At 40.5% G+C, this 22264-nt stretch carries 20 protein-coding genes; 1 reads left to right on the top strand and 19 read right to left on the bottom strand.

Annotated elements, in window-relative coordinates:
• Positions 1-14 precede the first annotated feature (14 nt).
• The 16 genes from NYE61_RS14405 to NYE61_RS14330 all read right to left on the bottom strand — a co-directional run bounded on the left by NYE61_RS14405 (position 15) and on the right by NYE61_RS14330 (position 18582).
• Positions 15-1040, bottom strand: coding sequence for a LacI family DNA-binding transcriptional regulator (locus NYE61_RS14405; RefSeq protein WP_251659830.1), 1026 nt, complete (start codon positions 1038-1040; stop codon positions 15-17).
• Between the two features lie 91 nt (positions 1041-1131).
• Positions 1132-1983, bottom strand: a complete 852-nt coding sequence (locus NYE61_RS14400) for a carbohydrate ABC transporter permease (RefSeq protein WP_251659828.1) — start codon at positions 1981-1983, stop codon at positions 1132-1134.
• Positions 1980-2933, bottom strand: coding sequence for a sugar ABC transporter permease (locus tag NYE61_RS14395; RefSeq protein ID WP_095310185.1), 954 nt, complete (start codon positions 2931-2933; stop codon positions 1980-1982). Before NYE61_RS14395 ends, NYE61_RS14400 begins: the two co-directional genes overlap by 4 nt.
• 181 nt (positions 2934-3114) lie before the next feature.
• Complete coding sequence (locus tag NYE61_RS14390) at positions 3115-4410, bottom strand: ABC transporter substrate-binding protein (RefSeq protein ID WP_303447088.1); 1296 nt, start codon at positions 4408-4410, stop codon at positions 3115-3117.
• A gap of 454 nt (positions 4411-4864) precedes the next feature.
• Positions 4865-5833 (bottom strand): sugar phosphate isomerase/epimerase, encoded by a 969-nt coding sequence (locus NYE61_RS14385; protein ID WP_303447089.1) that lies wholly within the window; start codon positions 5831-5833, stop codon positions 4865-4867.
• A 91-nt stretch (positions 5834-5924) separates the two neighbouring features.
• Positions 5925-6965 carry a Gfo/Idh/MocA family oxidoreductase gene (locus tag NYE61_RS14380; protein ID WP_303447091.1) on the bottom strand — a complete coding sequence of 347 codons (1041 nt, stop codon included), beginning with the start codon at positions 6963-6965 and terminating at the stop codon, positions 5925-5927.
• Between the two features lie 128 nt (positions 6966-7093).
• A complete protein-coding gene (locus tag NYE61_RS14375; protein ID WP_303447092.1) occupies positions 7094-7804 on the bottom strand; it encodes a ThuA domain-containing protein in 711 nt (236 codons plus the stop codon).
• 47 nt (positions 7805-7851) lie between these two features.
• Positions 7852-8934, bottom strand: a complete 1083-nt coding sequence (locus NYE61_RS14370) for a Gfo/Idh/MocA family oxidoreductase (RefSeq protein WP_303447093.1) — start codon at positions 8932-8934, stop codon at positions 7852-7854.
• Positions 8935-8960: 26 nt separating this feature from the next.
• The gene (locus NYE61_RS14365) at positions 8961-9782 is read right to left on the bottom strand and encodes a carbohydrate ABC transporter permease (protein ID WP_095310172.1); all 822 of its coding nucleotides are present in this window, start codon (positions 9780-9782) and stop codon (positions 8961-8963) included.
• Positions 9783-9794: 12 nt separating this feature from the next.
• Positions 9795-11126 (bottom strand): sugar ABC transporter permease, encoded by a 1332-nt coding sequence (locus tag NYE61_RS14360; RefSeq protein ID WP_303447094.1) that lies wholly within the window; start codon positions 11124-11126, stop codon positions 9795-9797.
• Positions 11127-11382: 256 nt separating this feature from the next.
• Complete coding sequence (locus tag NYE61_RS14355; RefSeq protein WP_095310242.1) at positions 11383-12684, bottom strand: ABC transporter substrate-binding protein; 1302 nt, start codon at positions 12682-12684, stop codon at positions 11383-11385.
• A gap of 182 nt (positions 12685-12866) precedes the next feature.
• Entirely contained in the window at positions 12867-13619 is a 753-nt protein-coding gene (locus NYE61_RS14350; RefSeq protein ID WP_251659818.1) for an SDR family oxidoreductase, read from the bottom strand.
• A 15-nt stretch (positions 13620-13634) separates the two neighbouring features.
• On the bottom strand, positions 13635-14618 hold the full coding sequence (locus tag NYE61_RS14345) for a LacI family DNA-binding transcriptional regulator (protein ID WP_095310165.1): 984 nt from the start codon (positions 14616-14618) through the stop codon (positions 13635-13637).
• 323 nt (positions 14619-14941) lie between these two features.
• Complete coding sequence (locus tag NYE61_RS14340) at positions 14942-16513, bottom strand: BCCT family transporter (RefSeq protein WP_251659815.1); 1572 nt, start codon at positions 16511-16513, stop codon at positions 14942-14944.
• 122 nt (positions 16514-16635) lie between these two features.
• On the bottom strand, positions 16636-17133 hold the full coding sequence (locus NYE61_RS14335) for an LURP-one-related family protein (RefSeq protein WP_095310161.1): 498 nt from the start codon (positions 17131-17133) through the stop codon (positions 16636-16638).
• A 117-nt stretch (positions 17134-17250) separates the two neighbouring features.
• Positions 17251-18582, bottom strand: coding sequence for a PQQ-binding-like beta-propeller repeat protein (locus NYE61_RS14330; RefSeq protein WP_339315789.1), 1332 nt, complete (start codon positions 18580-18582; stop codon positions 17251-17253).
• 286 nt (positions 18583-18868) lie between these two features.
• Here NYE61_RS14330 and NYE61_RS14325 point away from each other — a divergent pair, with 286 nt between their 5' ends.
• Positions 18869-19993, top strand: a complete 1125-nt coding sequence (locus tag NYE61_RS14325) for an NADH-dependent flavin oxidoreductase (RefSeq protein WP_303447096.1) — start codon at positions 18869-18871, stop codon at positions 19991-19993.
• Between the two features lie 107 nt (positions 19994-20100).
• Here the strand turns inward: NYE61_RS14325 and NYE61_RS14320 are convergent, their stop codons facing one another.
• Genes NYE61_RS14320 through phnC form a run of 3 tightly spaced genes read right to left on the bottom strand, consistent with a single transcriptional unit; the run spans position 20101 to position 22262 of the window.
• On the bottom strand, positions 20101-20700 hold the full coding sequence (locus NYE61_RS14320) for a histidine phosphatase family protein (RefSeq protein ID WP_303447097.1): 600 nt from the start codon (positions 20698-20700) through the stop codon (positions 20101-20103).
• A 13-nt stretch (positions 20701-20713) separates the two neighbouring features.
• A complete protein-coding gene (gene phnE, locus NYE61_RS14315) occupies positions 20714-21508 on the bottom strand; it encodes a phosphonate ABC transporter, permease protein PhnE (RefSeq protein ID WP_095310153.1) in 795 nt (264 codons plus the stop codon).
• Entirely contained in the window at positions 21498-22262 is a 765-nt protein-coding gene (gene phnC / locus NYE61_RS14310; RefSeq protein ID WP_303447098.1) for a phosphonate ABC transporter ATP-binding protein, read from the bottom strand. The genes phnE and phnC overlap by 11 nt, the downstream gene beginning before the upstream one ends.
• Between the last annotated feature and the right edge of the window lie 2 nt (positions 22263-22264).

Below are 22264 nucleotides of genomic sequence, written 5' to 3'. Positions count from 1 at the left end.
GAACCAAGGTGAATTTACCAGAAGGTTTTGTTTGTTCCACACGACTCTCTGACAATGAGTTCTGAGTCCGTAAACACAGGCTTTAATTTTGATTTCCCCTCAATTAAATCATTTAACATATAGGCCGATAATTTACCGATTTTCTCCTTATCCTGTTTAACTGTGGTCAGTTTAGGGTTACTGTAACGACAAGCAGCAATGTCATCACATCCCACAACCCGGATATCGCCTGGAACATGTAATCCAGCTTCTTTAATAGCCCTTAATGCACCTAATGCCATTAAATCTGAGGCAGCGAAAACAGCTTCTGGATAATTTTTCAATTCAAGCATCCGCTTCATGGAGATATAGCCGCTTTCTTCTTGATAGTCACCGTATTGAATCCATTCATCTCTTACATCAAGATCAAACTGACTCATCGCATCTTTGAATCCTTTTAACCTGAAATTAGAAATGACCGAATCACGCATCCCACCAATATATCCGATTTTCCGAAGGGAACTCAGATAAAAATATTCGACTACTTTTCTTGATAAATTCACATTATCCGTCATGACATAGCTTGCTCTAGGGCCCTTTAACTCAATATCAATCCCAATACAAGGGAAACCACTTTCCGCAAGTTCAAACGTAGCATCCTCTACTTCCTCACCAGCAATAATCAAACAGCCATCTACGTTAAAATGCTTGCATCTGGCTAAATAACTTCCTTTATCTTGCAAAAAATGTTCATTGGAAAACATTAAAATATCATAGCCTAGTAATCCAATATTCTTCTTAAAGGTTGAAATAACTTCATTGAAATATGGATGCGTCATGTCAACATTGATCTTACCAGCATAAATAAGACCGATGAGGTTTGATTTTTTAGTTGCCAGTGAGCGAGCGGAAAAATTAGGTGCGTAACCCATTTCGTTAATAACTGTCATGACTTTGTTCTTTGTTTCCTCACTAATTCCCTTATAATTATTTATTACTTTTGATACAGTCGCTTGTGAAACCCCTGTCATTTGTGCAATGTCCTTTATCGTTAAGCCCATCGTATTATCTCCTCTAATCCTTGCTAAATGTCTTTCCTACTGTTAGATTACTAAGATTTATAGAGTGAAACAATAGCCAGGCAGGAAAAACTCATGATTTTACAGATCCCTCTGTAATACTAGAAATAAATAAGCGATTAAATAATAAGAAAATGATTAATAATGGAACGGTAGCCCAGAATACTCCAGATAAAATCATGCCGAAATCGATATTATTCGTATTGCTCAACTGTGCCAATGCAACTTGAATTGTATAGCTATCCGGATCTCTTAGAACCGTAAACTGCCATAGGAATTCTCCCCATACCGCAGTAAAGACAATGATTCCAAGTGTCGCGAATGCCGGTAAGATGATTGGTAAAACAATTCTCCAGTAGATTCGGAAGTTTGAACACCCGTCTAATTTCGCTGCTTCTATTAATTCATCCGGAACCGCTCCCGAAATATATTGTCGCATCAAAAATATCCCTAAAGGATTTAAAAAGGATAAAATCATGACTCCCGCTAAAGTGTCTAGAAGTCCTGCTTTCGAAATTAAAAAGTATTGTGGAATTAACCCTAACTGTGGCGGGATAATCATCGTTACTAGAATTGCAACAAAAAGGATGTTTTTGCCTGGGAATTTAAACTTCGCAAAAGCAAAGCCTGCTAATGAACTAATGAACAGAACGACAATCGTAACGACTGCACACAGTACAAACGAATTCCACATCCCACCAAAGAAATCAATTTGATTTAATACCTTATTAAAATTTTCAACCAGCATATTTCCTGGTGTAAGTGTTGGTGGTATTGTATTATAGGCAGCACTTGGCCGTGTCGCCATTACAAACATCCAATAAAAAGGAAAAAGAGAAAGGATTGAAGCAATGCATAAAAACGAGTAAACGACTATGCTGCCAATCGATAATTTTTTTCGATGCTTTTGGATTTGATTACTCATTTCTGAACACCTCTCTTTTTCCTTCCAAAGCCTTGAACTAATCTTAAATTAATCACAGCAAATAACGTAATGATGACCAGCAAAATAATCGCTGTTGCGGAAGCTGTACCAAACGACTGTAATCTAAAGGCATCCCGGTACAGGTACATGACAATCGTCATCGCTTCGTCCCTTGTAAAGGCATCAGCACCTAAGAATACAGTTGGCTCAGAGAATAACTGCATCGCCCCGACTGTTGATGTAAATACGGTCAGGATGATAAATGGCTTCATCATCGGAATCGTAATATACCATAGCTGTTGAAACTTATTGGCACCATCGACTGTCGCTGCTTCATATAAATCATTAGGAATACTTTGGATTCCTGCTAAATATATAATCGTGTTGTACCCGACCCATCTCCAGAATACCATCAGCGAAATCGCAATTTTTGTCCCCCATTCAGATGCAGCCCAGGAAATTGGGTCAAGTCCAAATAAATGGGTTAATACATAATTGGCAAGCGAAGATTCATGATTACTGAATAACACACTAAAAATCAGGGCTACGGCAACCATTGAGGTTAAATAAGGCATAAATATCGTAACCCGGAAGAAACTTTTAAACTTGAGAAATGCCATATTCAGTAAGTAGGCTAAAATAAGACCGACAATTAATTGGGGAGCAGTGCCCATAACCCCCATAATAATGGTGTTGTATACGGACTTCCAAAACAATGGATCCGTTAACACGAGTTGGAAATTACCGAAGCCATTAAAGGTCATCGGGCTTAAGCCGTTCCATTTCTGGAAAGCTAAGTAAAAACTAAAAAGTGCGGGATATAAGCCTATAAGTGTAAAAATTATGAAGAAAGGCGCTATATATAAATATCCTGAAATCATGTCTTTTTTTTCTTCAGACCTAAATCTCTTCTTTTTAAATATAGGTTCTTTCTTACGAATAGAATTCATTTTCACGCCTCTTTTCCATTTCAAAGTAGTACGGTGCCCTTAGGCGCTCATATCTTATGTTATTCACCGTTCACAAGGTTACAAAAAACGCGTTAAGAAAGGTAGTCGGCTTACTTTTTTAGGGCTAAAAATCCAAATGTTAAGCCGACTATATAGATTACTTGCTTACAAGTTTTGCAGATTAGCGTTTCATTAGATCCTCAGCACGCTTCACAGCTGCATCCCACTCTTTTTCTGGGTCTGCACCTTTGTTTTGGACATTTTTCAGGGCATTCAATATCTCGTTATGGACTGGAAAGTATTTTTCACCTTTGTATCCAATACCAGTAATGTCTTGGGCAGCTTCAGCGAATACTGGAGCTGTTGCTTGACCACCGAAGAATTCATCTTCATTTGTCTTAAATGCTTCCTCCTCATAAACAGCTTGTGCGGAAGGGAATAATCCATGGCTTTGGAATGATTTTAATTGATTTTCGGATGATACGAGCCATTCAATAAAATCGTAAGCCTCTTGTGCATATTCTGTTTCACTTGGAACTGCGATGTATGAACCACCCCAGTTAGCTGCAAACTCAGTTGGTAATGTAGCCACGTTCCATTTACCAACAGCTTCTGGAGCATTTCCTTCCATCCAGCCTTTTAACCAGCCTGCACCTAGTTCTGCTGCAAACTCGCCCTTATTAACGGCATTAGCCCACTCTGGACTCCACATTTCATATTTACCTACTAATCCGAGGTCATTTAGATGAACAGCATAGTCATATGCCTTTTTCACTTCGCTGTCTCCTCCAAGATTTAATTCATTCTCGGGAGTCAAATAAGCAGTTTCTGCAGCATCCAAATAAGCTCTGAATGCCATTTCGATACTATCTACAAAGGGCATTCCAGTTTCTTCTGTCACTTGTAAACCAACTTCTTCAAATGCTTCGGGTGAATCAATTAAAGCAGCCACCTCTTCCGGATCCGTTGGGAGTCCAGCTTGTTCAAACAAGTCTGTGCGGTAGTACAATGCTTTAGGGCCGATATCTGTTGGAAGCCCGAATAAGAAATCTCCATCCACATTTTCTCCGCTTTGCCATTTCCATTCCAAATACTGATCCTTCACATCATTCGCACCTAGATCATATAAATTCTCGAAACGATCCTGAGCTACCTTAAAACGGTCAAATTGATCAATCTCAAGCATCGCGATATCCGGTGCGCCGCTTCCAGCCGATAAGGAAGTAAAGAGTGCATCATGATGGTCCGCTGTTTCAGACGACTTTACTTTAATTTTTATATTTGGATTTTCCTTCTCGTATTCTTTTGCCAACTCTTCATATCCAGTTGCACCAAAGGTCCAAAAATCCAACGTGATTTCTCCCTTTTCTCCACTAGCATCATTTGTGTCTCCGTCATCACTTCCACTGCAAGCTGCTAGAAGAAATGCAAGCAATGTCGCTAATCCAAGAACAGCAATTTTTCTAATTCCTTTCATGCGTACAACCCCCAATAATAATTATTTTGATTTTTTTCAAACGTACTCAGTTCATTCTAGAAATGAAAACCTCCTTAAAATGGATTTCAATTTTACGAAATCGGTTTCTTAAAACTTCAAAAAAATAATAAGTAAACGCTTACAAAAATCATTATAGTACCTAGAAATATATAAATCAATATATTTTTAGAAAATTTTTAACAAAATTACCAAGATTACAGATTTTAGTTAAGCTATTTTTAATAAAAGATAAGAATTCTGTGCTGTTAAACACAAATTATTTACCGCATTATAGAAACCGCTTTCGTAGGAAGGAAACTAAATTTGATTTTTATTGCCCACAGACATATATGTCATTCAAGCATACTTCTATAACTCTCCGTGCGCTTCTTACTTAACCAAAAAAGCAAATAAAAGAGCTAGGAATCTGAATCGATACCTAGCTCATCTAACTTTAAGCCCACCACATATCAACAGGCCTCTCTCGAATCAATACATCTTTCAAATTCCCTACAGCAGCTTGAAATCCCTCGTCCACAGACATCAGCGGATCCTCATGTTCAATACTCACCACATAATCATAACCATATGTCCTTAAAGCACTGATAATATTGGACCATTCCTGCGCGCTGTGTCCATAGCCGACACTGCGGAATGTCCAAGCGCGTGTCTGCACATTGGAATACGGCTGCATGTCAGTCAGACCGTACATGTTTACATTATCCCAATCAATATAGGTGTCTTTTGCATGGAAATGATGGATCGCATTTTCTTTTCCAAGGATCTTGATTGCTGCAACTGGATCAATCCCCTGCCACCATAAATGGCTCGGGTCCAGGTTTGCTCCTATTGCATCATTTGTCGCTTCTCTTAGTTTAAGCATCGTGTATGGCGTATGCACAAGAAAACCAGCGTGCAGCTCCAGTCCCACTTTTACACCATGATCCTTCGCAAACTGCCCTTGCTTTTTCCAATATGGAATTAATTTTTTCTCCCATTGCCATTCCAGAATATCCGAATATGCTGTTGGCCAAGGTGTTACTGGCCAGTTTGGATAGGTGGAATCCTCATTGGAACCCGGCGTTCCGGAAAATGTATTCACAACTGGAACATCCATCAACTCTGCCAAACGAACCGTTTTGATAAAAATGTCATGTGAGTCCTGTGCATGCTTTTTGTCTGGTGACACAGGGTTATCATGGCAGCTGAATGCACTGATTGTTAACCCACGAGAATGAATCTTATCCAAGTATTCCTTGCGCTTATCTTCACTGTTTAAAAGTACATCAATATCACAGTGTGCACTACCTGGGTTCCCGCCAGTGCCAATTTCCACTGCATCTACACCAGCTTGCTTTACATAATCCAGCATTTCTTCTAATGGTTTATCCTGAAATAATACGGTGAATACGCCAAGCTTCATATTCTCTCCGCCCCTCCGCAAGATTGTTTATTTAATTTCACGCCCACGGCAGTCGACGGATAGCCCCCCCGATACCGCCTTCTAACATGTCTCATCTAAAATTAACACTTGATCTCGTCTCACTGCTTCTATAAATCGCTTCAATAATTTTGGAAACCTTCATCGCTTCTTCAGGTTTCACAACTAATTCCGCTTCACCAAGACAGCTTTCAACAAAATTTTTAGCCTGGGCAAGTCCTGCAGCAGTTTCATCATGCTTCGCTTCGGCAGTGCTTTCCATCATCTTGCCAAGCTTCGGCTGGTATAGTTCAAATGGGTACACATTCAAACCACCGTCCGATCCAGATAGGCTGAGATGAATTTTATCTTCTTTTATATTCGCAGCCCATGAGCATTCGAATTGAAGAGAAATGCCATTTTCAAACGTAATATAGGCCGAAACATGATCATCCACTTCAAATGTTTGATGATCAAAAACTCCCCAGTCGTTAATCTGGTTCGGGGATTTGCTTAATCGGTTATATGTTGTTCCCATCAATTCCACAGGTTCCTGTTCACCAAGCAGCCAGATCGCTAAATCAAGCATGTGACAGCCAAAATCGATTAAGCTTCCACCGCCCTGCAGGTCTTTGTTTGTAAAAACTCCCCAGCCGGGAACCTTTCGTCTTCTTAATGCCTGAACCCTTACCACAAGCGGATCGCCTATTTCATTATTCATCACTGCTCTTTTGGCTAGCTGGCCAGCCTCTGTATAACGATAGTGATAGCCAATTAAAAGGAGTTTCCCTGATTTTTTAGAGGCTTCGACCATCCTTTCACATTCCGCAGTCGTAATTGCCATCGGCTTTTCACATAGCACATGCACGCCTGCTTCCAGTGCCGCTACCGAAATATCAGAGTGGAATTTATTTGGTGTACAAATCGCTACTGCATCTACTTCTTTGAATAAATCATAGTAATTCTCGAACACATATGGAATGTCATATTTTTCGGCCACCTCACTGGCACGCTGCTTGTTCATATCATGGACTGCTGTCAGTTCAACCTTATCCTGTAATTCTAGGAAGGCAGGGATGTGCCTGCCTTGGGCAATCCCCCCAGCACCGATGATTCCCATTCGTAATTTTTTCATCGTATCACTCCTTCAAATTGCTGATTTTTCGAATTGCACCTCATTAATTTTTTATCGCTTTTCTTTGCTGCTTTACTCATACTCTCTGCTTCTTCTTTTGCTGTTGCCATCTGCTGTCACCCCTATTTCTATAATTTCTCAAGTGGCTGTCTGTTGCCATATACATGCTTTGGTGTATTGGTATTTGCAGCCCATTTCACGCCATTTTGGATTACTTTCTGGATTTCCTTGTTATGGTAGGTTGGATAGGTTTCATGTCCCGGACGGAAATAAAAGATCTTGCCACGACCACGTTTAAAGGTTGCCCCGCTCCGGAACACCTCTCCACCCTCAAACCAGCTGATGAAAATCAATTCATCAGGGGTTGGGATATCAAAATGTTCCCCATACATTTCTTCTTTTTCAAGCTCGATGTATTCCCCAAGTCCCTCTGTGATTGGATGTGTCGGATCCACAGCCCAGAGCCGTTCTTTCTCACCCGCCTCGCGCCATTTCAAATCACAACCAGTGCCCATCAGCTTTTTGAACACCTTGGAAAAATGCGCCGAGTGGAGTACAACGAGACCCATACCATCCAGCACACGTTGCTTCACTCTCTCTGCAACTTCCTCGCTTACTTCTTCATGGGCCTTATGCCCCCACCATACGAGCACATCTGTTTCGGCCAGCACTTCTTCTGTCAAGCCATGCTCCGGCTCATCGAGTACAGCTGTTTTTGTTTCATGACCAGCTTCTTTTATAAAAGCTGCAATTGTTTCGTGGATGCCATGCGGATAAACCGCTGCAACTGCTGTGTCTTCCTGCTCATGTCGAAATTCATTCCATACGGTTACTTTCATTTTGTTCACTCCAATTTTATCGTATTTATCTAGTTTCAAGAGCTATCTTAATCAAAATATACTGCCTTGCCAGTTCTCGCAGATTCATAGATTGCCTCTAAAATCTGTGTAACCACCATTGCTTCCTCCGGCTTCACAACCGGCTCTGTATCATGCAAAATACATTCAATCCACAAACGCATCTCGAGATCTGCTTCACTTTCTGTTTCTCCTTCAAAAAAAGCGACACCACCAGGATCCAGTTCGACATTTGTCGTGTATAATTTACCGAAGTCTTCGCCATGTATCCGAAGACCATTCTTCATATCAGCGCCTCCCTTGGTTCCGCTTAAGGAGCATTTTGCCTCATCCACATCGAGTGAATTCAATGCCCAGCTTGACTCTAAAACAATGGTCGCGCCATTTTGCATTTTTATAAAACCAAACGCAGAATCCTCTACCTTGAATTCATCTGGATCCCAAGATCCAAACGCATTTGCAGCGTCTTTTTGTTTTCCAAGCTTATGAAAGACAGAGCCCATCACCGATTGTGGTTGATAATTATCCATCATCCATAACGTCAGATCGAGGGCATGTGTTCCGATATCGATAAGCGGACCGCCTCCCTGCTTTTCTTCATCCAAAAACACACCCCATGTAGGAACAGCTCTTCTTCGGATTGCGTGTGCTTTTGCATAATAAATCTCGCCCAGGTCACCCCGTGATACGGCTTGATGCAAGTACTGGCTGTCCGAGCGGAAGCGGTTGTTATAGCCGATTGACAGCTTTTTTCCGCTTCTTTTAGCAGCTGCAAGCATTTGCTTTGCTTCCTCTGACGTCTTTGCCATCGGTTTTTCACACATCACATGCTTCCCAGCTTCAAGCGCAGCTATTGTAATTTCCGCATGGGACACATTCGGTGTGCAAACGTGAACAACATCAAGGCTTTCATCCATTAGTAGTTCCCTGTAATCCGAATAGACTTTTGCATCTGCTGTTCCGAATTCTTTTGCGACTGACTTTGCTTTTTCAATATTTCGATTGCAAAAGGCTGCAACCTCAACCTGGCTGATTTTTTGGAGACTCTTGAGGTGCTTTTCCACCGCAATTGCCCCACAGCCGATTATTCCAACTTTCAACTTTTCTCTCATATCAAATCAACCTCATTTTCCATGAATTATTCTTTAACCGATCCAGATGTCAAACCAGAAACAATTCGTTTTTGGAAAAACAATACCAAAATAACGATTGGAATCGTCACAATAACCGTTGCTGCCGAAATATCCCCCCATGGGATGGAATATTGACTTTGGTACATCGAAATCCCAACAGGAACGGTTCTCCATGCATCATCACTGTTAATAGTCAATGCGAATAAATATTCATTCCAAGCTGCGATAAACACTAGGATTCCGGTTGTAAAAATTCCAGGTGCTGCTAATGGCAGGATAATCTTCCGGAATGTCTGGAATGGACTTGCTCCATCCAGCTTGGCAGACTCCTCCAGCTCATATGGAATCTTTTTGAAAAAGGTTGCCAGAATCCAGATTGCCAATGGAAGACTGATCGTAATATAAGGGATAACGAGTCCCATATAGCTATTGCGCAAACCAAGATCTGTTACCAGATTGAACATTGGTGAAATGATGGCGATTTGCGGGAACATCGATGCAGCAAGCACCAATCCCAGGATCAAGCCTTTTCCTTTAATCGGCAATCTCGTAACTGCATATGCCGTAAACGATGCAAACACCAGTGATAAAATAGTTGTTAAAGCAGATACCGCAAAGCTGTTAATCATATATCGCACCAATGGTCGATTCGTCAGCGCCGCTTCATAGGAGTCCAATGAAGGATTGCTTGTAAACCAGCTGAAAGATGAGAATATCTCTCTTGGCGGCTTAATGGATGTTAAAAATACCCAGATGAAGGGAAACATCACAAGAAAAACAAAGATGATCAGAAACAGATAAAATCCTATTCCACCGCGTTTATTCATTTATACCCCTCCTCATTTCGTACGACCATCAAATAGATCAGAACCGATTAATTTCACATACAGTAAACTGATGATGGCTACACTGATAAATACAATGACAGAAAGGACAGACCCTTCCCCGAAATTCTGCTGGGCGAATAATGTTTTGTAGGCATAAACGGAAATTGACTCCGTTGCGTTTGCAGGACCTCCGCCTGTCAATACATAAATCAAGTCAAATACTCGGAATGCATCCAGCGTTCTGAATAATAATGCAACTAAGATCGATGATTTCAGAAGTGGCAATGTGATACTCCAGAATTGCTGAAATCTGTTGGCTCCATCTACACTTGATGCTTCATATAAGGATTGCGGGATTGTCTGCAGACCTGCGAGCAGTAATAGTGCCATGTATGGTGTTGTTTTCCAGACATCTGCAAGGATGATGGAAAACATGCCGCCATCCGATGTGGTCAATAGCCAAGATGATCCAGGAATCAGATTAAGCGCTTCCAAATAGTGTGCGATAATCCCCGACTGTCCGTCATACAGAAATCCCCACATCATCGCTGCCACCGCAGTCGGAATAGCCCACGGAATTAATACCGTTGCACGGATGATTCCTCTTCCTTTAAATGCTCGGTTGATAAGGAGAGCAATTGCCAGACCAAGCACCAATTCGAATGCCACGGAAATGACTGTGAAAAATGCGGTATTTCCCATCGCTTTCCACATTCGCTGATCCTTCATGTACTTCCCGTAGTTATCCAATCCGATAAAGTTTGAGTTTAATATATTGCCTGCTGTTGATGCGAGCAACTCAGAGGCTTGCTGGAACTGCTGTCCTGACGTATCGTCACTGCTTGAAGCTGCTATATCAGCAAGTGCTGCAGCATGAGATTCCAGCGCACCCTGATACGCTTCGGCAAACGCATTATCTACCTTAGAATATTTTAACTCAGAATCTCTTACTGGCGTAAAACTCGCTAATAACTCATCGATCTCCTCTACCTTTGTCTTAATCGTTTCATCACTGATTAGCTCAGCGTGATAGTTTTCAACATCCTGTTGAATTCCCTTTACCGTTTCAGCATCCGCTTCATTTTCAGCACTTTCTAATAAACTATCAAGCTGACTCCCTATGTAAAATTGATTATCCACGTATCGTTCCAGATCAATCGTTGCACTAAGCATGAGCTGGGAACGAGAGGGATCATTCAGCCTATAGTCAAATAAGCTATTGTAAAAGGACTGTGCAACCGGCCATAGTACGACAACCATTACTAGAACAAGGGACGGGATGACCATAGCATACCCTAGCTGTTTCTCACTTAGTTGAAAGCTGCGCCTTTTCTTGTTTTTCATGTTTAACCTCCTCGTTATTAAGCTGGCTTTCTGACCCTATTAGAGGTTGTTCAAAAAGTCCGGTGAAAATGACGCTTCGAATTTCTTCGTTAGCTTGCTTTTCCGTTCCTCACGTATTAATTGCATACGCTCCGGTACTCAAAGCTACGCCGCCTCGAACTTCTCGGTCCTTTTCATCCTCCTTTTTGCACACGCACTATTATAAGAATAGCAAGATGAGTATATGCCCATCCTGCTATTTTGACTAACTTAGAATCTATTCAGCCATCGCCGCTTCAATCTTTTCCTGCATATTCTTTGCAGCTTCTTCGGAGGTCTGGTCACCTGTCAATACTTTTGAAATTTCAATTTGCATAATATCGGAAACTTCCGGGTAAATAGGTGATACCGGTCTAGGAACTGCAGACTGTAATACTTCCCTGAACTCAGGGTTTGCGAATAATGAACTGACACCCTGTACTTCTGGATCGTCATACAATGCGCTTAATGTTGGAGCACGTCCACCCTCAAGGGCACTAATTTTTTGTCCTTCTGGTCCCGAAATGAATTTCACAAACTCCCATGCCGCTTCTGGATGCTCCGAATATCGATTGATCATTGTCATCCATCCGCCAAGTGATGCTGCAGTACCTTCATCACCTGCTGGAAGTCTGGACATTTCGACATTATCAACGATTTCAGATCTCTCTTCATCATTAGAAGAAGCCATCATATACGGCCAGTTTCTAGCAAAAACAGCATTCCCTTCAATCCAAGCATTCTCTGTTTCAATTTCCATGAAGTTCACGATATTCTCTGGTACAAAATCAGATGTTACAATTTCCTTCATCTTATCGAGTGCTTTGATTGTTTCCGGGCTGTCAACGACAACATTATTATTTTCATCCACTACTTCACCGCCATAAGAAGCGATAAATTCAATGGCATTTGTAATCAAGCCTTCATATTGTGCGGCCTGCATGAGGTAGCCATATTCTGTGCCGTTTTCCCCTTTCAGCTCGCTTGCCATTTCGATCAATTCATCCCATGTTGCTGGGGGCTCGTCCACAATATCTGTACGGTAGTAAAAAACACCGGCATCTGTGTACTGTGGCATTGCCCATTGCTTTCCATTAAAGTTCGCTGCTGCAACTGTCCCCGGGAAGTAATCATCCATGTTGATTCCATCCTTTTCGATAAAGCGATCCAGCTCCAGCACGTAGTTAGCCTGAGCAAATTCTGCCGGCCAGATTACATCAGCGTTGAAAACATCAATCTCCGAACTTTGAGAGCTTAAAAGTGTCACATATTGGTCATGGGATTGGCCTGTATCTGCAGGCATTTCACGCTGCTCCACTTTTATGTGCGGAAACTTTTCCTCGAATGCTTTGATTACTGCTTCTGTACCCGGTGTTGTATCTACCCCTCGCGCATACACAATGGTAACCGGTTCTTCTTCACTGCCTTCTGATGCTTGTTCACCATTCGCGCTTGATGTATCGGATTCATCGTTATTGTCTTGTTCCGATGAATCTGAATTACAAGCTACTAAAAAGAAAACCAGAGCGATTAACAACATACTGCTAAGTGCTAACTTTGAAAACTTCAATGTAATGCCCCCTTTTTTTAATGCCGATTTCAATCCAAGATATATTTAAGGAATATTCTTGAAAATGAAATCGATTACATTTGGTTATATTATACGATAATTATTTTTGATGTCAATCCTATTTATAGAATTATTTTTTCGAAACATCCGTATTATTGTCTCAAGAATCCGCCTTCGGAATTGATAACCTGTCCCGTAATCCACGCAGCTTCCTTACTTGCCAAAAACGAAATAAGCCTTGCAGCGTCCTTCGCTTCTCCAATGCGCCCCAGTATAAATTTCGGCAATAGTGCTTGCTTCAATTCCTCTGACATCCAGCCTGTATTGGTCGGTCCGGGATTGACGGCATTAACTGTAATACCAAGCGATCCCAGCTCTGCAGATAAGGAAAGCGTAAAAGCAGAAATAGCTCCTTTTGTGGCTACATAGGCAAGTTCTTCGACCATTGGACCTTGCGCCTGTCCAGAAGTCAAATTAATGATGCTTCCTGCATGATATCCTGCTTTCTTAAAACTCTTTGCAAACGCTGCAGAAAGCATCATTGCAGCTCTGATGTTTACCGCATAATGCGCATCCATCTCTGCTACTTGAAGTTTTTCATATCCGTCTCTAGTGGAATAAGCGGCATTATTAACTAATATCGAAGGTACTCCCAGCGCATTTTCGGCACCTTGAATAACCTGGAGGTATGCTTCAGGTTCGGATAAATCAATTTCAGCATGGGCACACTTCACCCCCAGCTCTTGAATCTCCCTTTGGAATGTTTCAGGCCATCCACTGTCTGATTGCCAATAGGTAAAAAATAGATCCACCCCTGCTTTTGCAAGCTCCAGACACGTGGCCGCACCAATCCCGTGCTTATGACTTACGCCTGTGACAATAGCAATTTGATTAGGCATATTCATACACCTCACTTTTCATTATGTAGACTCTCTAATAATCAATTCATGATCCAATATTAGGCTTTCCACATCTTTTCCTCTAATTTTATTGATAATCATATTCGCAGAAATGCTGCCCATTTTGTACATCGGCTGGGCAATTGTTGTGAGTGTCGGGTTCGTCATGTTGGAAAAGCTGATCTTGTCAAATCCAATCACAGCAATATCATCCGGTACCTTCAAGCCCTGCAGCTGAATTTCTTTCATTGCACCAATCGCAAGCACATCAGATACCGAAAAAACAGCATTTGGCTTATCCGCTTCATTCAATAAAGAACGCATCGCCTGCTGACCGCCTTCAAATCCAAGCTGCTCCGTTTCTCGCATCCATTTAGACTCAATTGGCAAACCAAACTCAAGTAAGGCTTTTTCATAGCCCCTTCTGCGTTCACGGGCATACAAGTACTTCTCATCTGTATTAATTAAAGCAACTCTTCTATTTCCTAATTTAATCAAGTGTTTAACCGCCTGATAAGCAGCAAGCTCATTATCAATGGTTACGTAGGAAATCTCCCCCTCTTCATCAAATTCACTGCATTGCACAATTGGATGCCTGCTTGCAAGGTCATACAGATTCTTTCGATTGACAGTCGGGTCCATTAGAATAATCCCGTCTGCAAGTCGGTTCCGCACCATATTAAAATAAATTGCTTCTCTTGCTGGATTAGAATCTGTTTCACAAAGCAGAATGTTATATCCCTTGCTAATCGCTGTATCCTCAATCCCATTAATGATTTCCGTGTAAAATGGATTCGAAATACTGGGAATCAAAACAAGAAGCAGCCTGCTTTCAGAGTTTCTGAGATTGCGACCAAGCGCACTCGGCTCATAATTTAATTCTTGGATAGCTTGCTCCACTCGTACTCTCGTCTTTTCTCTAACCGTTTCCCTGTTATTGAGTACCCTTGAAACAGTAGCGGTAGAAACACCTGCCTTTTTCGCCACTTCCTGTATGGTTACCATATAATCACCTGTCTTTTATGTAATCGATTACATTTTTATGTTATATTTTGTGGTCTGTTTTGTCAAGATTATAAAAACTCATCTAACTAGTCCATGCTGAAAAGAATAGCACGATCCCATTTTTTCACATTGACTTATCCCATCATGAAAAGCAGGAGCTTGCTTCATATATAATATGACTTGTGACTCTAAAGTTCATTTTAAAACCGCAAACACAAGACATAACCCCGTTTTATTTAAAACGGGGTTAAAAATATGGCTGTTTAATTTGATTTTTGAGGAATTAATTGTACTTAAAAACAGAATGCAACAGTCACGCTTTTTTATCTCAGTTCTCTATTGGATTTTGCTTTATCACTATATTCCTTCATTCTTTTTTTATCCGGTTTAAGTGTCAAACCTAAGTATTTCCTTTCCTGATTGGCATCTTTGTAGAATGCTACAGCCATCAAAATCACCACTACACTAAATGGCAAGGCCGAAATTATGGATGCAGATTGTAATGCATTTAAGCCGGTTTCTCCCCCTGATAACAGCAGTACATATGCGATTGCTGATAGCGCTAATCCCCACACAATTTTTACAAAACCAGCAGGACTTAACGTTCCAAAACTAGTTTGCATACCTAAAACAAATGTTGCGGAATCTGCTGAGGTAATAAAAAATGATGCTATAAGTATCAAAGCAACAACAGATAAAATAACACTTAAAGGAAGTTCATTGAGAATCCCAAACAACTGCGTTTCAGGTGGCATTTCAAATATTGCTGGTACATTTAGACCTACTTCCACCCCTGTTAGACCAAATGCGCTAAACCAAAATATACTCACGATAGTGGGAACAAATAATACCGCAAGGACAAATTCCCGGATTGATCGCCCTCGTGAAATCCTTGCAATAAATATACCTACAAATGGACTCCAACTCATCCACCATCCCCAATAATATATCGTCCAAGACTGCATCCACTCATGTTTTTGCTCGTTTAATGGTGCTACATCCAAGCTATTGTATAATAATGTGTTTAAGTAATCACCAGTGGCACTTGTCATCATATTGAAAATAAGTAAAGTTGGACCCAAAATTAAAACAGCAACAAACAATAATCCTGCTAACAGCATATTTAAATTACTTAAATATTGAATTCCCTTACTTAATCCACTCCAAGCACTATATAAGAACAACACAGTAACAATGGCAATAATAATACCTTGGACTAGCTGATTGTTTGGGATACCAAAGAGGTAGTTCAATCCCCCATTAATTTGCATTGCTCCTATACCTAATGAAACTGCTACACCAATAATTGTGGCGAATACCGATAACACATCGACAACATTTCCGATTGGACCATCTACTTTATCTCCTAAAACAGGTCGTAATGTTTTCGAGATTAAACCAAGCTCACCTTTTCTAAACTGGGAATAAGCCAATGCAAGTGCTACAATACCGTATACTGCCCACGGGTGGAATCCATAATGAAAAAAAGTTGATCGCATTGCTTCAGCTAAAGCAGCTTTCGTTTCAGCATCAGCAGTTGGTGGTGCCAGGTAATGTGAGATGGGTTCGGCTGAACCATAAAACACTAAGCCAATTCCCATACCAGCACTAAACAACATGGTTAACCATGATATCGTTTTAAACTCAGGTTTATCGTGTGGTTTACCCAATTTGAGTTTACCAATTGGGCTAAATCCCAAAAATATAAAAAAGAGTAAAATTAAGGTGAAGACTGTCATATAATACCAGCCAAAAGTCTCCGTAATCCATGCACCAACACCACTGGAGACTTTACCGAACTGGTTTGGAAAAACTGCTCCAAATAGTACTAGCACTCCGACAATTATGGAAGCATACGTAAATACACTGGAAAATTTCTTCTTATTTTGCTTCATGAAAAAGTTCATCCTCTTTGCATTATTTATTACAGATGTTTTCCATTTTAACATATCAAAATGTCTATTCAACCTTAGCCTTTGGATTACTATAAATAATATTATATGACATTTAATGAATATTAATTCGACACAACCGAGGAAGCGGCTGCTTGATCTGCCTTCACACAATCAATTGCAATAACAAGCGCAAGAATGATTGTCTCCATCTCTTCGTTCCATACTTGTACCTTATAGCTATCGCCCCAAGTGAACCATTCCTTGCTCACTTTCCCTGCGACTTCACCATGCTGGTACACCTCAAAGTTCATGTCCCACCAGTTGCCATTTACTTCAATACCAGCCGCATCAATCGTATAGCGTGCCTTAAAGAAGGAAAACTCCTTCTTAATCGTTAACACCTCTCGGCCATCTACCTCAACCATAAACTTTGGCAAAAAGCTGAACACTTTTTTCGTAATGAGTGCAACTTCACTCCCTGTATTGTTATGGATGGAGAAGGTCTTTGGAACCTTCATAAAACTGCCCTCAACGAAATAAACATCATTTCCCTGCTGATCTTTCACCGTAAACTTGCCGCTTAGACTGAATACCTTCTGTTTTATATAAAGTTCTTTCATATCAAGTCCCCTTTATAGATTGCTATTATGCCGTATAAGATTTAAAAGTTCTAATTACGAATACTATAAAATAAAGAAAGCTATTACCCAATTTAGCTAATAGCCTCTTTTTCCACCTTATTCAATCGGCAAAATAAACCCTTGTGCCCCTTCATCATTAAAGTATTGCAGATATACCATAACATTCCCATTTTCTTCATCAATTATTGGACCGGCACCAATTGCCTTTCCAAAGGAATACTGATTTTTTACCTCACCGGTTTTGGAATCAATTACCGTAAGAAAGTTGTCACGATCATTTGCAACATTTGATTTCTCTGTAAATGCATATACATGATTACCTGTAATACCTGCAGAGAACCAATAGTTATAATCATCACCTGTTTCAGAACGATCCTTTAAATCTCCAACAGAGACCGACCATAGCTGCTCATGGCTATTGATATCATACGTTAATATTCCATTTTCAACTGTGATATAAAGAAGATCATCAACTAAATCTAATTTTATCTCTCCAATTTCGTATGGTTCTTCCACTTCTGGGGCTTCAATTATTGTTTCCTTTTTTCCTTCTTGGTCATCGAATTCCACTACCTTGTAAAGCGAGTCTGAAAATGCATCAGCTTCATCTGCCAAAGCATAGAAGGTACTTCCATCGACAGCAACGTCCCGGAATACTCCTTCTTCTTCAAATAATTTTGTTCCATCTTTTATATCGAACGCTGTTAGTCCGTATTGATCTTCATAAATAAGCGCATGATCTGTTGCATGAAGTTCAGCATATCCTGTACTAAGCTCAACTTCTCCTGTTGTTTCCCAAATTGTTTCTTTTGTATTTGTATCAAGCGCAGACAACTTATCAGCGCTGATAATATAAAGAATGTCATCTTTTTTCACCATATCTGATGGACCATCTGCGTCTGCTAAATCTTCAATTTCTCCAGTCGAAAGATCAACTTGAATGATTTTATTTGTGCCAACATCATTACCCTGAAGATAATAGTAATTACCGAATAAAAATGGCCATGTATAACTATCCGTATTTACAATGGATGACTCTGCTCTTCCTTTCAGGCGTTCAACATCGGTTTCTAAGCTTAATCTTTCTCCAGTCCGATAATCAAAAAATATACTATGATTTTCTCCGCCCATGGCTAATGCTCCACTTGATGCATATTGGTAATAATAATCATTTGGCGATGGATCCGATTCAAAGTCCACCACTTCAAATAATGACTCATCAAAGGGGGTTCCTTCTACTGTAAGTAGATCGGTATGATGACCAGATGCTCCATTTTCTACTTTATCTGTTTTCTCAGCGTTATTTTCCTCAGCGGAAGTTTCATTACTTTCTCCACTATTCTCTTCGTTTCCATTCGAGTTATTACAACCTGCTGCGATTAAAATTGATACGAGTAAAAGTATAGGTAGGTAAAATCGCTTATACAATCGAATCGCTCCTTTTATTATTTTGGTAATTTTCATACGATTATCGGTTATAATAAGTTTCAATTCGTGAGGAAAATAGTTCCAAATGACTAAAAATTGATTGCATGAGAGTAAAGAGAAAGGTCCAAAAAAATTATGTGGAGTCTGTCAGAATAAGCGTTGGCCATTTTTCAGCCAAAAAAAGCCAGCTCCATGAGTAAAGTTAATACTCCAAGCACATTAATATACAAAACTAAATAGAACTACTATCATAACCATAAAGTAATCCTTGAAGGAGGAAGAAACGATGAATCCAAGCAATCAAAAATTTTTTTCACCATATACATTTAACAATGGAGTTGAATTGAAGAATCGAATCATAATGGCACCAATGACTAACTTTTCATCCAATCCAGATGGAACAGTTTCAGAGGAAGAGCTGGCCTATTACGCACGACGTTCCAAAGATGTAAGCATGGTTATTACTGCTTGTACATATGTAACCCCGAACGGAAAAGGTTTCCATAATGAATTCGCTGGTGACCGCGATGAAATGATTCCAAGTCTGAGCCAATTAGCTAAGACCATCCAGAGTCAAGGCGCTAAAGCTATTTTGCAGATTTTCCATGGTGGAAGAACGTGTCCGCCAGAACTGGTTCCTCATGGTGACATCGTAAGTGCCAGTGCTGTTCCGGCGGAGGTGGCAGGAGCTAAAACGCCTAGAGCATTAACGGAAACAGAGGTTGAGGAGATTGTCGATGCTTTTGGTGAGACGGCACGCCGGGCGATTGAAGCAGGCTATGATGGAGTGGAAATCCACGGGGCGAACGGATACTTAATCCAGCAATTCTTCTCTCCGCATTCCAATCAACGTGAGGATCGATTTGGCGGAAGTGTCGAAAAACGGATGACCTTCCCACTAGCCATCGTAGATAAAATAAAGAGCATAGTGAAGGAGCATGCCGACGATTCCTTTATCGTAGGATACCGCTTCTCACCGGAAGAAGCCGAAACACCAGGAATCACTATGGCAGACACCATTAAACTAGTGGATACATTAGCAGAAAAAGACTTGGATTATCTCCATGTGTCCTTACAGCATTTTCTTTCCAAAGCAAGAAGAGGCGTGGAAGATGTAAACAAAACACGTATTGATTACCTGCTTGAAACGATCGATAATCGCGTTCCTTTAATTGGTGTAGGTTCTATTTACAGTGCAGAAGATGCCCGCAAAGCTTTTGAGACAGGGGTTCCACTGCTCGCGCTTGGTCGAGAGCTTATTATTGATCCGGACTGGGTACAAAAAGTAGCCGAAGGACGAGAAGACGAAATTGTAACAGAAATTAATAAGGATAAACAGGAAGAATTAGTTGTACCAGTCCCATTGTGGAATGTCATTATGAATACGCCTGGATGGTTTCCGGGAGTGTAAGTGAAAGACAGTGGGCCCTTACATGATTGTAGGGGCCCTTCTCTTTGTCGTTTGTTTTTATTCCATCTACTTATCTACATGAAATCCTTTTTAGTGCTTTCCCTTTCTCATGTTACTTTTAAACGTGATGTCTCATTGTACGCTTGCACATGAAAAGTTTGATTACTCCATTGCAATCGCGTGAAAGAGGTATTTGCCAACTTTCCTTTTCCAGTTCCCATCTCCCCTTTTGTAATATAGTGAAGGAGTGCATTAATCGATCCCCCATGCGAAACAATTAATGTTGGAGAACCTTCTGTTACTTTAGCAATAGACGTTAGAATGGAAACCATTCGTTTTTGCATGTCTTCTAACGATTCAATTCCATATTGCATCTTTACACCAAAGTTTTTATCGTAATCTGGCATAAGTTTCACAATATCATCAATATATTCACCTTCAAGCTCCCCATAAAAACGTTCTCGTAGATTGGGTTCGATAGTAAATTTACTAATTGACATCCCTTTTGTGATTAATTGGGCAGTTTGGTGGGCTCGTAATAAATCACTTGTGTATACATGTTCAAAAACAATATGTTGATTTTGAAAGTGTAATCCTAATTCCCGCGCTTGATTAACTCCTACTTCACTTAATGGAATGTCTTGCTGTCCTTGTAATCTCTTATGTAAGTTCCATTCCGTTTCTCCATGACGCACTAAAAAAAGCAACCTATTTCCTCCTTTAAATTAACTTTTTGCGAATGATAGCTGAAAGCTGTTCAACCGATACCACAACAATAAAGATAATAATAATGATCATGAAAGCTTCATCGTATTTCATTAATGACATGGAAGTGGATAACTCAATACCTATTCCTCCTGCGCCAACCAGTCCAAGCACAACCGCTGATCGAATTGCCTTTTCGACGGAAAATAAGCTAGTGGCAACAAATGATGGAAATCCAATCGGCAGGATAGAAGCAACATATACACCTAAACGATTACTACCAGTCGACTTGATCGCCTCAACTGGTCCTTTGTCTATTTCCTCTATTCTCTCCGAAAAGAAGCGCGCGCAAAATGCAATCGTATCCACCATAATGGTTAAAATACCTGCGAAAGATCCTAACCCGACAGAAATAACAAATAAAAGTGCCCATACTAAATCTGGAATTGTCCGCATTACAGATACGATAAAACGAAGCACACCGCTTACCACTGCATGTGGCGTCGTATTTTTGGAAATTAATAGAGCGATCGGCAGGCTAATCACCACTCCGAGTACCGTGCCCACGAGTGCTATTTCGAACGTTTCTAACATAGCCAAGAAAATACTTTGCCAACGACTCATATCTGGTGGAAATGCTCGCGAAATAAATGCTCCAATATTGCCGATTCCTTCCCATGTTCTTCTTAATGAGATATCAGCATTCATTACACCAGAGATAAAGAATCCTGCAAACCCAACGATGACAATCCAGCTCCATACAGGCGGCATGGAAAAACGCGGGGGTGTGCTTTTTGCACTATGTGACATTCTGTAGCAACTCCTTCTGTTTACCATACAACCACGCGAATGAATCGACCGTATGTTTAGCTTTTTGCTCATCTAACACAAGTTCTCCATTTTTTAATCCGACAAAACGACTTCCATAAGATACAGCTAAGTCAAGCTGGTGAAGTGTACAAATCAAAGTCATTTTATTTTCCATTGCCACTCCAACCAACAGATCCATCACCTCTATACCAGCCTTTGGATCAAGCGACGCAATAGGTTCATCAGCCAATATAACCGAGGGTTCCTGCATTAACATCCGCGCAATCGCCACTCGTTGTTGCTGTCCACCTGATAGCTGATCCGCCCGTCGTACAGCTAAATCAGCAAGACCTACACGTTCTAGACAAACCATCGTTTTTTCACGAAGTTCCTTTTTCGCAAAAGGGTGCAATGTAGTTACAACAAGTGGGTTACGACCAAGTGCGCCAAATAAAACATTCTGAAAAACAGATAATGTTGGTATTAAATTAAACTTCTGAAATACATGTCCCATTTTTTCACGTAACTTCCTCATTTCCTTTTGCTTTGCAAGAGAAACGGATTGACCATCAAGTAAAATCTCTCCAGAAGTAATTGTTTCTAAACCGCCAATCATTCTAAGAAGCGTCGATTTGCCAGAGCCATTATGCCCAAGCAAAATAACTTGTTCTCCCTTTTCTATCGTTAAGTCGATGGAATCGAGCGCCTTCGTTTCATCTTGAAATTTTTTAGTTACCTGGTTAAGCTGCAGCATTT

It is taken from the genome of Oceanobacillus sp. FSL W7-1304 (genome assembly GCF_037969805.1).
Lineage (GTDB): Bacteria > Bacillota > Bacilli > Bacillales > Amphibacillaceae > Oceanobacillus > Oceanobacillus profundus.
This window is presented reverse-complemented; position numbering and strand designations above follow the sequence as displayed.

What these genes read in the sequence shown, in the direction of transcription:
- NYE61_RS14405 (WP_251659830.1), bottom strand. Translation starts at nt 1,040, where the DNA reads ATGGGCTTAACGATAAAGGACATTGCACAAATGACAGGGGTTTCACAA.
- NYE61_RS14400 (WP_251659828.1), bottom strand. Translation starts at nt 1,983, where the DNA reads ATGAGTAATCAAATCCAAAAGCATCGAAAAAAATTATCGATTGGCAGC.
- NYE61_RS14395 (WP_095310185.1), bottom strand. Translation starts at nt 2,933, where the DNA reads ATGAATTCTATTCGTAAGAAAGAACCTATATTTAAAAAGAAGAGATTT.
- NYE61_RS14390 (WP_303447088.1), bottom strand. Translation starts at nt 4,410, where the DNA reads ATGAAAGGAATTAGAAAAATTGCTGTTCTTGGATTAGCGACATTGCTT.
- NYE61_RS14385 (WP_303447089.1), bottom strand. Translation starts at nt 5,833, where the DNA reads ATGAAGCTTGGCGTATTCACCGTATTATTTCAGGATAAACCATTAGAA.
- NYE61_RS14380 (WP_303447091.1), bottom strand. Translation starts at nt 6,965, where the DNA reads ATGAAAAAATTACGAATGGGAATCATCGGTGCTGGGGGGATTGCCCAA.
- NYE61_RS14375 (WP_303447092.1), bottom strand. Translation starts at nt 7,804, where the DNA reads ATGAAAGTAACCGTATGGAATGAATTTCGACATGAGCAGGAAGACACA.
- NYE61_RS14370 (WP_303447093.1), bottom strand. Translation starts at nt 8,934, where the DNA reads ATGAGAGAAAAGTTGAAAGTTGGAATAATCGGCTGTGGGGCAATTGCG.
- NYE61_RS14365 (WP_095310172.1), bottom strand. Translation starts at nt 9,782, where the DNA reads ATGAATAAACGCGGTGGAATAGGATTTTATCTGTTTCTGATCATCTTT.
- NYE61_RS14360 (WP_303447094.1), bottom strand. Translation starts at nt 11,126, where the DNA reads ATGAAAAACAAGAAAAGGCGCAGCTTTCAACTAAGTGAGAAACAGCTA.
- NYE61_RS14355 (WP_095310242.1), bottom strand. Translation starts at nt 12,684, where the DNA reads ATGTTGTTAATCGCTCTGGTTTTCTTTTTAGTAGCTTGTAATTCAGAT.
- NYE61_RS14350 (WP_251659818.1), bottom strand. Translation starts at nt 13,619, where the DNA reads ATGAATATGCCTAATCAAATTGCTATTGTCACAGGCGTAAGTCATAAG.
- NYE61_RS14345 (WP_095310165.1), bottom strand. Translation starts at nt 14,618, where the DNA reads ATGGTAACCATACAGGAAGTGGCGAAAAAGGCAGGTGTTTCTACCGCT.
- NYE61_RS14340 (WP_251659815.1), bottom strand. Translation starts at nt 16,513, where the DNA reads ATGAAGCAAAATAAGAAGAAATTTTCCAGTGTATTTACGTATGCTTCC.
- NYE61_RS14335 (WP_095310161.1), bottom strand. Translation starts at nt 17,133, where the DNA reads ATGAAAGAACTTTATATAAAACAGAAGGTATTCAGTCTAAGCGGCAAG.
- NYE61_RS14325 (WP_303447096.1), top strand. Translation starts at nt 18,869, where the DNA reads ATGAATCCAAGCAATCAAAAATTTTTTTCACCATATACATTTAACAAT.
- phnE (WP_095310153.1), bottom strand. Translation starts at nt 21,508, where the DNA reads ATGTCACATAGTGCAAAAAGCACACCCCCGCGTTTTTCCATGCCGCCT.
- phnC (WP_303447098.1), bottom strand. Translation starts at nt 22,262, where the DNA reads ATGCTGCAGCTTAACCAGGTAACTAAAAAATTTCAAGATGAAACGAAG.